General features: G+C 35.2%; 11 protein-coding genes. 1 reads left to right on the top strand and 10 read right to left on the bottom strand.

The features are described 5' to 3' along the window. Positions 1-41 precede the first annotated feature (41 nt). Positions 42-1,178 carry a glycosyltransferase gene (locus tag AEQSU_RS10155; RefSeq protein WP_014782771.1) on the top strand — a complete coding sequence of 379 codons (1,137 nt, stop codon included), beginning with the start codon at positions 42-44 and terminating at the stop codon, positions 1,176-1,178. On the opposite strand, the gene AEQSU_RS10150 is transcribed toward AEQSU_RS10155, so the two are convergent. From AEQSU_RS10150 to typA, 10 genes are all read right to left on the bottom strand, one after another. Beyond that, on the bottom strand, positions 1,179-2,162 hold the full coding sequence (locus AEQSU_RS10150; RefSeq protein ID WP_014782770.1) for a hypothetical protein: 984 nt from the start codon (positions 2,160-2,162) through the stop codon (positions 1,179-1,181). It lies immediately after the preceding gene. A gap of 190 nt (positions 2,163-2,352) precedes the next feature. Continuing rightward, complete coding sequence (locus AEQSU_RS10145; RefSeq protein WP_014782769.1) at positions 2,353-2,913, bottom strand: acyltransferase; 561 nt, start codon at positions 2,911-2,913, stop codon at positions 2,353-2,355. Between the two features lie 8 nt (positions 2,914-2,921). Further along, positions 2,922-4,217, bottom strand: a complete 1,296-nt coding sequence (locus tag AEQSU_RS10140) for an O-antigen translocase (RefSeq protein WP_014782768.1) — start codon at positions 4,215-4,217, stop codon at positions 2,922-2,924. Next, positions 4,218-5,318, bottom strand: coding sequence for a DegT/DnrJ/EryC1/StrS family aminotransferase (locus AEQSU_RS10135; RefSeq protein WP_014782767.1), 1,101 nt, complete (start codon positions 5,316-5,318; stop codon positions 4,218-4,220). It lies immediately after the preceding gene. After that, positions 5,315-6,352, bottom strand: coding sequence for a hypothetical protein (locus tag AEQSU_RS10130; protein ID WP_014782766.1), 1,038 nt, complete (start codon positions 6,350-6,352; stop codon positions 5,315-5,317). The genes AEQSU_RS10135 and AEQSU_RS10130 overlap by 4 nt, the downstream gene beginning before the upstream one ends. 136 nt (positions 6,353-6,488) lie before the next feature. After that, on the bottom strand, positions 6,489-7,976 hold the full coding sequence (locus AEQSU_RS10125; RefSeq protein WP_014782765.1) for a hypothetical protein: 1,488 nt from the start codon (positions 7,974-7,976) through the stop codon (positions 6,489-6,491). Further along, entirely contained in the window at positions 7,976-9,463 is a 1,488-nt protein-coding gene (locus tag AEQSU_RS10120; RefSeq protein ID WP_014782764.1) for a sulfatase-like hydrolase/transferase, read from the bottom strand. Before AEQSU_RS10120 ends, AEQSU_RS10125 begins: the two co-directional genes overlap by 1 nt. Next, positions 9,453-10,847 carry a hypothetical protein gene (locus AEQSU_RS10115; protein ID WP_014782763.1) on the bottom strand — a complete coding sequence of 465 codons (1,395 nt, stop codon included), beginning with the start codon at positions 10,845-10,847 and terminating at the stop codon, positions 9,453-9,455. The genes AEQSU_RS10120 and AEQSU_RS10115 overlap by 11 nt, the downstream gene beginning before the upstream one ends. Then, a complete protein-coding gene (locus tag AEQSU_RS10110; protein ID WP_014782762.1) occupies positions 10,831-11,034 on the bottom strand; it encodes a hypothetical protein in 204 nt (67 codons plus the stop codon). The genes AEQSU_RS10115 and AEQSU_RS10110 overlap by 17 nt, the downstream gene beginning before the upstream one ends. Before the next feature lie 116 nt (positions 11,035-11,150). After that, positions 11,151-12,944 carry a translational GTPase TypA gene (typA, locus tag AEQSU_RS10105; protein WP_014782761.1) on the bottom strand — a complete coding sequence of 598 codons (1,794 nt, stop codon included), beginning with the start codon at positions 12,942-12,944 and terminating at the stop codon, positions 11,151-11,153. Positions 12,945-12,991 lie beyond the last annotated feature (47 nt).

Here is a 12,991-nt window from a genome sequence, read left to right as displayed (position 1 = left end):
ACTTTGCTCTAAACCCTTATCCTCTGGGGTAAAGAATAATTATGAAGATACTTTTGGTTGGCGAATATAGTAGGTTGCACAATTCTTTAAAGGAAGGATTGCAGGCGCTTGGCCACGAAGTTACGCTGGTTTCAACAGGTGATGAATTTAAGGATTTTCCTTCAGATATTCTTCTAAAACGTAAATACGAGACTGGTATTCCGAAAAATATAAAAGTAGGATTGTACAATCTTTTTGGGATGGATCTTAATTCACAATATCAAAAAAAGCAGTTTTTCCAACTTCAACAGAAGTTTAAAGGCTTTGATATTGTTCAACTTATAAACGAAAGTCCCTTCGGGATTTTGCCAAAATATGAAAAGGAAATCATTTCATTTTTAAAGCAAAACAACAAAAAACTATTTCTACTTTCCTGCGGAACTGATTATACGAGTGTGAAATACGCCTTTGAGAAAAAGTTTCGTTACTCAATTTTCGATCCACTTTTTGAAGGAAAAGTTACAGAAAAAGACTTTTTTCCAGCGTTGAAATATTTAAAACCTGAATACAAAGATTTACACGATTTCACTTTTGAAAAAGTAAATGGTGTAATTGCCTCCGATTTGGACTATGACATTCCACTTCAAGGACAAGAAAAATACTTAGGTTTGATTCCAAACCCGGTGAATACTGAAAAATTAAAGTTTCAAAAGTTTTCTTCCGAAGGAAAAATCATCATTTTTCACGGCATCAATCGGGCGAATTATTTCAAAAAAGGAAATGATTACTTTGAAGCGGCACTAGCTAAAATTCAGCGGAAATATCCTTCAAAAGTTGAAGTGATTACGGTTGAAAATGTTCCGTATTCAGAATATATTGAAAAGTATAATTCCGCTCATATTCTTTTGGACCAAGTTTTTGCTTACGATCAAGGCTATAATGCTTTGGAAGCGATGGCAAAAGGAAAAGTGGTGTTCACAGGAGCAGAAATTGAGTTTTTGGAACGCTATAATTTAGAGGAAGATGAAGTGTGTATAAACGCAGTTTCCAATGTTGAAAGTTTGGTTTCAAAATTAAAGTGGTTAATTGAAAAGCCCGAAAACATTCAAAAAATTGGTAAAAACGCCTACGAATTCATTGAACGGAAGCATAACTATATTGCCATCGCCAAGAAATATCTTGAAGTTTGGAGCAAATAATTAGAACGGCAAATCAATGGATTCTGGGTTGATAAAATCCTTGGTGTACGGATTTTCAAGAAAGCTAAGTGGCGGCTTTTGAAATTTCAGAATATCTTCTCTTTCAATGCCGTAGACGTTCCAATAATTGGAGAGTAACTGGGCAAATATATCTTCATCCCAAAACCCGAAAATTGGCTTGTTCCCTTTCGCCTCAATGGGAAGCGCTTCTATCGTAATTCCGTCGTCTTCGCTCTCAATTTTGAATTGAGGCTTGTACTGCAATATATAATCTGAATAATGAAACCGCGCGTACAACTCTTCAAATTGAACGGGATGCAAAACGTGGTCTTTCATTTTCTCGAGCAATTCCTTTTCCTTGTCCCCGATTACACCATTGTCCTGCAAACAGGCAATAAAACCAAAACCATTTACGCCGAAAGAGAACATTAAATTGATGGCATCATCACGATAACTAAAAATATCTGAGGAATATTTTAGCGGAAAAACAACGATGCTCCAAGGCTTTTTACCCACGAATGAAACTGGCTCTATCAAAGATTGCAGCATTAGATGAAAGTGCCCAAAACGTTCTCTAAGCGCTGTGGAAAGGACAAAATCTTCGCCTAGTCTAAGCAATCTGTCTCGTTCATAAAGCATTTCGTAATAAAGCAAGCCGTAAACCATTCTTCCTGTCCACTGGAAAAGAAGTTCTTCATCAAGTGCCGCCATTCCTTCAAAACCGTTTATGTAGGCTGCTTGAACTTTTGTTCCCAATCCTTCAAAAGCAAGCTTTACTTCTGGCGAACACGGTAATGTAAGGTCGGAATATGTGTAAGATTTAGTTTTATCCATCATCTCAATCCGTTCGTTGCCAAACTTAAAATGATCCATCAACCATTGTGGGAAAACGGTCATTTTTTCCGTGGTCAAAACTCCCGAAAGGAAACAAAAATGTTCGTCGAAAATTAAATCTTGGAAGGGATTAAAAAGTGCTTGGGACATAAAAATTAGGTCTTGGATATTTTTCGCAAATATAGCTATTATCTCAGGTTCTGTTCTCCTAAATTTTGAAGAGATTACTAAAGAAATTAAGTAAAGACAACTATGTCAAAAGTAGAATCAGTTTTTAAAAAGACATTAAACTAGAGTGAAAATCCGTGAAAAGTAAAGACAATATGAATCTCTGAAAATTCTAAAGTTCCTTTAAGAATTTTGCAGGAATGCCACCAATAATTACATCTTTCGGAAAACTTTTTGTTACTAAACTTCCGTTTGCAACTACCGAATTTTCACCAATCACAACTCCTTTTAGTATCGTAACATTATTGCCGATAAACACATTGTCTCCCACATTAACGTCCATTGGATATGGATCAGTTTGTTGTCTACTGTCTTTATTTAAATTGTGAAAATCACTGTCCGATATTTGGCAATTATAGCCAATCAAAACGTTATTGCCTATCGTAATTCGTTTTTCAGAAATTGCAGAAAAACTATTATTTATATTTACATTATTTCCGAAAGAGATGATTGCTGCTTTGTTTCTCGCTTCAATGTAAGAATAGGAATTATAAAAAGAAGGCGAATTTATCACCCCAAAATTTACGTTCGTACCAAAGGAAATTTTCCCAAGTCCATTGAAAAGAATGGGTTGGTGCGCGTTATAATTTCCTTCAATATTTTTATTGTTGGAAAGGAAAGCATATTTAGACCTTCTTAACGAACGATATATATTTATGAAAAAATCCTTCACTTTCTTACTTAATTAGTTTCTAAATTATTCTCTCGTTTCTTAAAATAGCGAATTACCAAATATAATATTACGGAGAATGTAATTAAACACCTAATAAAATGTGCTATTACCACTCCTTCCACATCAAATTTTCCAACCAAAAAGTAGGCTAATCCATAAAAAATGGAAAGCGACAAAATTTCAGTGAAAATATAATTTAGAACCAATTTTTTAGCCAAAAACTGATGCGCCAATACTAAGGATGCCAAACGAACAAAATCGCCCATAAGTTGCCATTTAAAGAGTGGTGCCATTTCTACTTGTCCAGGATATATAAGGTCTATAATAACATTTCTAAATAAAAACACTAGAATCATTCCTGCGGCAAAAAGAGGTAATAAAGTTTTATAAATTGAAATCACTTCCTTCTTAAACAGCTTAAAATCATAGATTCCTGCAAATTTCGGAATTACATAAAGTGTAAAAATAGAACTTGAAAATACCATATAATTCTGCGAAATGAAGGTCATATTCGTCCAAATTCCAGCATCTCTTCCAGATAATTTTTCATCCAGCATACTACGGATGTCAATTTCCACGATTGGCAATAAGATGGAGGAAACAAAAGACATAACAGTAAAGGCCAAAAGCGCTTTAGCCATTGGCGCTTTTAGTGTGAGACTTTTAAACTGAATATACTCTCGAAGCACCTTATAAAAAACGAAAAGCATTACCGAAACCTGAAGAATCGGAGTAATTGCAATTGCTACTAAAACACCGTCCAAGTTATATTGAAATAGAAAAACTACGGTTAGAAAAGCGCTAAACAGGTAACTAATCAGATCAATTTTGGCGAATTTTTTATATTCAGAAAGACCGTTTATGACGCCGTTAAAAACACGTTGAACAGCAATAAATGGAACTATAACCGCTGTTAATTTTATTAAATATGAATATTCCTCAGTCGAAAATAGATACGAACTGATTTCCGAAGAAAAGGTTAAAAGCGTAGTTGCCGTGATTGAAGTACCAATAATTAGAAACAAAAAAACTGAGGAAAATAGACCTTGTAGCTTTATTTGATCTTTTTTATATTCGGCTATATATTTTACGACTCCATTAAAAGTTCCTAAGGAAGTAACGGACATTAAAAGCAGCGACAAACTTCTAAGTTGCCCAATTTTATACTGCCCAACCGGCCCAACATACTCAGTTAATAAACGTTGGACTACGGCAGAGATAAGTAGCCTAACACCAATAACCACGGCGTTCAAAGAAGTCATCTTTAAAAGCAAATTGCCGCGTATGAATTGTGGAATTTTCAATTAATATTTGTTTAAAACTGAAATAACGGCATCTACATTTTCACTACAAAGAATTGGGCTAATTGGAATGCTAATAATTTCATTATGGATTTTTTCGGTGACAGGAAAACTTAAACTAGAAAACTCCGAAAGTGCCTGTTGCTTGTGAGGTGGAATTGGGTAATGAATTAAATGGCCAACACCATTTCTATCTAAATAATCTATAAATTCATTTCTATTTTCTACTCGAACTACAAAAAGATGAAAAATGTGATTTTCGCTGCCGTCATATTGCGGAAGCGCTATCTTGTCGTTTTCGATTTCAGAAATATATCTTTTGGCTATGGTTCTTCGACGTTCATTATCAATATCTAAAGTCGGTAACTTAACGTTCAAAAATGCAGCTTGAAGTTCATCAAGTCTAGAATTGAAACCTAAAAGTTTGTTTACATATTTTGTTGAAGCGCCGTAATTTCTTAGTTTTTGGATTACTTCAGCTAAAGCATCGTCGTTGGTTGTAACCGCTCCAGCATCTCCCAAAGCGCCAAGATTTTTAGTTGGGTAAAAGCTGAAACCTGCCGCATCACCAATATTTCCGGCAACTTTTCCGATTTTTGTTTTTGCTCCGTGAGCTTGTGCCGCGTCTTCAATAACCAACAAATTGTTTGCCTTTGCAATCTTCAAAATTTCATCCATTGGGGAAAGTTGTCCGTAAAGATGTACGGGCATTATGGCTTTTGTTTTTTCTGAAATTGCATTTTGAAGTGAAGTTAAATCGAAATTGTAAGTTTCCAAATCGGCTTCTACCAAAATGGGTTTTAAGCCCGCTTGTTTTATTGCCAAAATTGTGGCGATGTAGGTATTTGAAGCTACCAAAACCTCATCATTTTCTTTAAGTTTTCCAAGTATTTTATAGCCTTCCAAAATCAAACGAAGCGCATCCAAACCATTGCCAACGCCAATGCAATGAGTTGTTCCGCAATAGTTGGCAAAGTTCGCTTCAAACAACTTTACTTGGCTTCCTAAAATATAATAGCCAGAATCTAAAAAACGTTGAAAACTGTTTTGAAACTCTGCTTCAAACCGTTGGTTTATTGCCTTTAAATCCAAAAATGGAATCATATAAAAATGTCGTTTAAAAGTTCGTGATTCTCGGTTTTGATTTCGTAAAAATCGTGTACAATACTTCTCCCGCCAAAGGTTTCCTTCCAATTGAGTAGTCCTTGGTTAATTTTTTTTCCTTGTTCTTCATTTATAATTCCAAAGTCGAAATACTTTTTATGCGAAAAATGCTGTAGCAAGTACTTAAACAGAAAATCCAATCCGCCAGTTTGGCGGCCTATTTCGTTTGCTGAAATATATTGGGCGTGCGCAACAGTAGCAGTTTCAAAAATGGTTGCTCCTGCTACGATTTCGTCGTTTTTATAAACGTTGAATTGCTTAATGTTATTAGGAAATCGGGATTGCAACAATTCAATTTCTTCCAAAGAATGAACAGGTTTTTGATTGTGAACTTTCTTTAAATTCGGTTCCAAAACTTCGATCCAAAAAGGTTTGAAGTTGGCCTCTTCCCTAACCTGCAATTCGTTTTTCTCGCCTTTTTTAATTCCGCGTAAACGATTTGAAGATGCTATTTTTAAAGGATTCTCATTGAAAACACAACTTGTAATATCTCGTCTAACAAGTGAAGCTTTTACGAGAAACAATAAATAATCAATTTCATCACTTGGCAATTGATGATAGATTTTAGGAAGTAATTTTAGATTTAAAACTTCAACCCCTTCTTCTTTTAAAAATGAAAGCAGACTTTTAAAAATCTGCAATGTTTCTTCAAATGTAGTTTTCTTACCTAAAACCAATCCGCCATAAGTAAGGCCTTGATGTGAATGTAATTCTGAATTGGAAATGTTTGCAGGAAGTACAGCAACCAACTTTTCAGCTTTATAAACCAACAGTGAATGGTCTTGAAACCTATCAGAATGATAGTCCATAAAATCGCGCTGAAAGAGAAAGGTAGCGTTCTTTGCTTCTTTTACAAAGCTATTCCATGCAGTTTTTTGTGATGGTTTGTATATTTTTATTTGGTAGTTTTCTTCCAATGTATTGCTTTCCTTTAATATGAAATCACTTTTACGTTTTCGTTCTTCAATACTCAAACTGATTGTGAAGAAGTGTTATTTTCAAACTTATAACTCGAATTGCTGTTCAAATATTTCAAAATGATGAATTTTCTATCAAAACTCAGAACATTGAAACATTTGAAGTCTAACTTTAAAATAATTACTTCAGAAATCACAACTTTTTAAAAACGATATTTCCGTTATCATCAATGTATTGATAAACGCCTGGCTCTGCTTCTTCCTTCAAAATAACATAGCTGCCGTCGTCTTGTAAATGTTTTAAATATTTCGGGTCATCGCCTAAAAACGAAAACAAAATCCTGAAAACATTTACACCGCTTTTTAAGTTTGAGTCTATTTCGGGCACTTCATTATTTGGCCAGCGAATGGACAGCATTGCTCCAAAAGTAGTATAAATAATCTCGGGATTTGAGGTTTTCGCGTAAACTTGAAGCGTATAGTCCAGCCCAACAAAACCGCCGTGATCCGCCATTATCATAATGAGCGCACCGGGATCTTTTTCAGTAATTAGGTTGACCATTTTTTCAAGCTTCGTGTTTGCTATTTCAAGTTTTTTAAGCCATTCCACCCGCTCTGCCACTTTTCCCTTTGAAGTTTCCTTCGTGGTGGCAATGTGGCTGGGTTCAAATATTTCGATGAAGAAGAAATTTCCACTGTCGTTTTTTGAATCGATTGCGTTCTCTAGATCTGGATAAGTATCTTTTATAACATTGAAGCCCGTTGTTAAATAAGGGATTTCGTTGTATGTGAAATTGGTATAATCAAACCCAATTTTCGGGCGGTTTACCATTAAATATGGATGTTCCGTTATAAAATGAGTTTTATATCCATTATTTTTGAAAATGGAAAGCACTGGGTTTTTTGAAATTATATTTTTACGAGCGTTCAACATTTCAGAATAATCCTTTCCATTGTTGTAATAATGGTGCTTCATCATAAAAGTAGCACTATTAGAAGTTAACGTTGAAATATAATTACTTCGGAAATCTGGATAATTTTTGAAATTCTTTTGGGCTAAAAAACTATCAAAATCGGCGTTATCTACCTTATAAAAATCACTTTTTAATTCAGAAAAACTTGGATAACCGTCTGGCTGGATATAGTAAACGTTGGGTTTTTTCTGAAAAACTACCTCTTCAATATCGTCTGGTTGCTGCATCCAATCTGAAGAATAATTAAAATATTTCATCAACGTTGGCACCAAACCGATAAAACCAATCGAAGCCAAAATGAGCTGCAACGCAATCCATTTTTTAAAATGTTTAAGGAGGAAATAGGCTATCAACGCAGAAATCATAAAAATTCCTACGATAATTTTACGCTCCATATCTACATATAAAACGATTTTGAGGTAAAATAAAAACAGAAAAATACTAAAAAACGGAAGTAAATATTTACCCCATTTTGAGGCGAAAGGTAAGTTTGAAATCCACTTCAACAATGAAAAAAATAGTATGGGAAGCACAATAAAAAGTAACGAAAAATACCCGAATTGTTCCCAAGAATTTATCATTCCAAAGTTTCGAGAATAATAGAAAACCAAAGGATAAAGCCCTACGCCAAGTGCTATAAATAGAGGGTTTTCGGAGAAACTTCCGAAGAACTTGTTAGAATTTTCTTTTGGTGGTTTAGATTCCATTAATGCTTTTTAAAGACTACATTTCCGTCGGTGTCCAAATATTCATAAACTCCTTTTGGCGCGTCAAAATTGATGATTATATAACTTTCATCGGGCTGCAAGTTTGAAAGATACGAATCATTTTCACTTAAATAGGAAACCAAAATTCTAAACAAATTTACGGAAGATTTCAACTTAGCATCAATTTCTGGTGCTTCGCCGTTTGGCCAATGAATTGCCATAATGGTGCTAAACATTGAATTCACAAAATCTGGATCGGTGTTTTTTGTAATAGATTCGTTGGTATGCCGCATTCCCACAAAACCGCCGTGATCTGCCATAATAATTATCAAGGCTTCAGGATCGTTTTTTAAGATTGTTTTTGTGAGCTCCGTTAGTTTTTTGTTGGACTCGGTTAAGCTTTCAATATAATGCGCGCGTTCTCCTTCAATTCCTTTGGATTTCGATTCTCTATTAATAATATGTCCTGGATTGAAAATTTCAATAAAAAAGAAATTGGGTCCTTGATTATAGGTTTTCAAATAATTTTTGAACGGTTCAATAACATCTCTAGGTTCGCCAATACCTTTGGTAATAAACTCAATTTCCTTCAACGAAAAGTTTGAAAAATCATAGCCCAATTTTGGCTTGCTTGCTAGAAAATAGGGTTGCTCGGCGAGAAAGAATGTATGATAATTATTATGCTTTAAAAACTTAAGAACACTATTTTCTGTTATAACAATTCCCCGTGCATCAATGGTTTCCGTGAAGTCAGAACCGTTATTGTAATAATGGTGCTTCATCATAAAAGTCGCGCTGTTTGAAGGAAGCGTGGCTGCGTAATTACTTCGGAAATTGGGATAGGTTTTGAAATTGTTTTCTTTCAAAAAATTCTCAAAAACACTATTTTCAATTTTGTAGTTACCCTTTTTTAGTTCTGAAAAATTCACATAACCATCTGGCTGAATGTAATAGATGTTTGGTTTCTTTTTGAAAACTGCAGTTTCAATTCCGTCGGGTTGTTTCATCCATTCTTTGGAATAGTTGAGCTGTTTTATAAGTACTGGCGTTAAGGTGAAAACACCAATTATTGCCAGAATGAATTGAAAAGCAATAATTTTTTTGAAATACTTCCAAAGTAAAAAAATAAGAAGAAACGCTATCGCAAAAACAACAAAAGTCCGCAACCAACTAAAACTAGCATAGAGCGCGACGTTTAGAAAGAAAAAGAAGGCGAAAAAGTTTAAAAAAGGAAGAACGTAAGGTTGTAGTTTTTCAAAAACTTGAAATTTCGAAATCTTGTGGGCAATGAAAAAAACAACAATCGGAGTTAAAAGAAACAACGAGATAAAATACCCGAAGTGTCCCCAAGAATTTATTAATTTAAAGTTGTTTGTGTAATAAAAAAGCAGCGGATACAAACCAGCAGCAAGCGCTGTGATTATTGGAAACAGGTTCTCTTTTTTAAAAAAAAACGAGAAGAATCCCTGTTTTTCTTTAGCCTTCATGATTCTTGTTTTTCAAAAGATACAGCAAACGTTTTGTCCCATTTACCGTTTCCTTTTTTTCGAGTGTGAAGTATTTCAAATAACCATTTTCAAACTCTGTTTCGTTGTAAAAATCGAAATGGTTTATAAATTCACGCTTTCTAACTAATAAGGATTCTGCCCAAGAATCTTCACGTTTCGGAAATTCAATGATAAGGTTTTTTGAAAATGAAGCGAAGAATTCCGCAGATTTTTCAAAAGGAACATTTCCAGAAAGCGTTATGTGATGAATCAAAGCCAAAGCCATTGTAACATCTGGCGCATATTCCGCCAAGCGCTCCATCAACGAATTGCGTTCAGTATTGTTGAAACCAATACCTGGCGCAGGTTGCAAAACATCGCAAACAAAGGGAAGCATATTAGTTTCCTTGTTCTGCTGAAGTTGTTTGTAATTATAATCTACAGAATTACTGTCAATATCGGTAACAATAATATGTGGAACACTGTCAATAACTGTTCTTGCGAAAGTTCCGTCGTTTCCACCAACATCAATCAGGCGTTTTGGAGCCAATGGTTTAATCCACTCTTTTATGAGCGTTTTTTTAGCTTCGAAAGCTGCTTCGTCATAATTGGTTTTATTGTAATAATCGCCCCATTCACTGGCTTCTTTCAACGTTAAACCTTTAATGTAGTCAAAAAGGCTTTCAATTATATTTTCTTGCGCTTTTTTTGAAAGGGTTGTAATTTTGGTTTCAGCTTTATAATCTTCGCTATGCTTGCTTTCCATTTTGGCGAGCAAGTGAATGTTTGGATAAAGTACCGAACTTAGTTTGGTACGTGAAGGCAACAAAGACGCGATCAATTTTACAGGAATTCCGTCAATGTGCGTTTGCATCATTTTGAAAATTTCAGTGCCGTGATATTTCGCCAAAACCAATGGTCCTAAAAAGTGTGTGATAAATTGTTTGTAAGCTCTCCACGGCGTTCCTTCTTCATAAAAATCGAAAGAAAGAGTGTCTATAAAAACAGGTTTCCCTTTGTGAAAAGTAACGTTGTAAGCAGAGGCATCTTTCAAAATAAAACCTTTTGAAAGCGCGTATTTTTGAATTTTTAAAGTGTGAAGTGCGGCGTGTTTGTATTGCTCAAAACTCCATTCATACGGATTTGTAATGAAAGGAATTTCTTCTGGAGTGATGATTATTTCCCCTAAAGAAACTGAAGTCTCTTCGTGCGGAATCAGCAAACCGTTTGAAATTAGGTTTTTGAAAAAACCACTCTCTTTTAGTTTCTTGTACTGTGGAAAATATATAGGATTGATAGCCCTTCGCAAGATTTTTTCGTCATAAAAAATGTGTCCTGAAGGATCGCGAAATGAGGCTTGGTGTGGGTTAGTTTTTTTCGTCATCTGTATCGGTGTCTTGCTCTTCAACGTCAATTGAATCGTAAGTATCTTCTTTCTCTTTTGTCATTCCGAAAAAAGATTTCACCTTATACATTACCCCTTTTGAAAAAAGCAAAATACCAGCTGCTGCTGCCACTACTGCCTGTACTATCATTGCTCCAACGCCCGGATCGAAATAAAGAAAATTCATACCTATTTTTTTATAATACGTTTGCCATTTGGCAACAAGGCTTTGACTTCGCTCAGCCACTACAAATTAACTAAAAAACGCCGAGTTTATTGAGTGGCTCGGCGTTTTTCTTTTATCTATATTTTGTTTCGCTTACGATCTGTTTCTTTCAAATGAATCTTACGAAGTCTTAAAAAGTGAGGTGTAACCTCAACATATTCATCTTTTTGAATGTATTCCAACGCTTCTTCCAAAGAAAATTTGACTGCTGGAATAATTTTAGCTTTATCATCAGCACCCGAAGAACGTACGTTTGACATTTTTTTGGTTTTAGTGATGTTTACAGCCATATCATCTTGACGTGTATTTTCACCAATAACCTGTCCTTCATAAATATCTTCGTTAGGATTTACAAAGAAACGACCTCTATCTTGCAATTTATCAATTGAATATGGAATTGCAGAACCTAGTTCCATAGAAACCAAACTTCCGTTTTGTCTTTCTGGAATTCCACCTCTCATAGGTTGGTATTCAAGAAAACGGTGTGTCATGATTGCTTCACCCGCAGTTGCAGTAAGCAATTGGTTACGCATCCCTATAATCCCACGAGATGGAATAATGAATTTGCATATCATTCTATCTCCTTTTCCTTCCATACTTAGCATTTCGCCTTTACGGATGGTAACCATATTGATGGCTGTCCCACTCACTTCTTCAGGTAAATCGATAGTCATTTCTTCAACTGGCTCACATTTAACGCCATCAATCTCCTTGATGATAACTTGTGGTTGACCAATCTGCAATTCATAACCTTCACGACGCATTGTTTCAATTAAAACTGAAAGATGCAAAACGCCACGGCCAAAAACAATAAATTTATCAGCACTGTCTGTCGGTTCCATGCGTAAGGCAAGGTTTTTCTCCAACTCTTTTTCAAGGCGCTCTCTAATATGGCGTGAAGTAACAAATTTTCCATCTTTTCCGAAGAAAGGAGAATCGTTTATAGTGAAAAGCATACTCATTGTAGGCTCATCAATAGCTATGGTTTGCAATGCTTCTGGGTTTTCAGCATCGGCAACAGTATCACCAATTTCAAAACCTTCCAAACCAACCAAAGCGCAAATATCTCCTGCTTGTACTTCAGAAACTTTTTTACGACCCAAGCCTTCAAAAGTATGAAGTTCCTTTATTTTAGATTTTACTATTTTCCCGTCGCGCTTAACTAGCGCAATCTGCATACCTTCTTTCAAAGTTCCACGTTGCAAACGACCAATAGCGATACGTCCTGTAAATGATGAAAAGTCTAATGAAGTAATTAGCATTTGCACAGTTCCTTCTTCAAAAACTGGGGTTGGAACATGTTCCAAAACCATATCTAGTAAAGGCTCAATGTTATCTGTTGGTTTTTTCCAATCGTCACTCATCCAGTTATGCTTTGCAGAACCGTATACGGTTGGGAAATCTAGTTGCCATTCTTCGGCACCTAATTCAAACATTAAATCAAAAACTGCTTCGTGTACCTCTTCTGGTGTACAGTTTTCTTTATCTACTTTATTAATAACCACGCAAGGTTTCAACCCAAGTGAAATCGCTTTTTGAAGCACAAAACGTGTTTGTGGCATTGGCCCCTCAAAGGCATCTACCAGCAAACAAACACCATCTGCCATATTTAATACACGCTCTACTTCTCCACCAAAATCGGCGTGACCAGGAGTATCGATAATATTAATTTTAGTATCCTTATATATTACTGAAACGTTTTTTGAAGTAATAGTAATACCGCGTTCACGTTCCAAATCATTATTATCTAAGATAAGGTCTCCAGTATTTTCGTTTTCACGAAAAATACTACAGTGGTGCATAATTTTATCTACCAAGGTGGTTTTACCGTGGTCAACGTGGGCAATAATGGCGATGTTTTTAACTTTCATAACAATGCTCCTTTTTTTAGAGGGTGCAAAAGTAGTGTTTCTAAGTG

The organism is Aequorivita sublithincola DSM 14238 (assembly GCF_000265385.1).
Taxonomy (GTDB): domain Bacteria; phylum Bacteroidota; class Bacteroidia; order Flavobacteriales; family Flavobacteriaceae; genus Aequorivita; species Aequorivita sublithincola.
The sequence above is the reverse complement of the archived record's forward strand: the minus strand, read 5'-3'. Positions and strand labels throughout refer to the sequence as shown.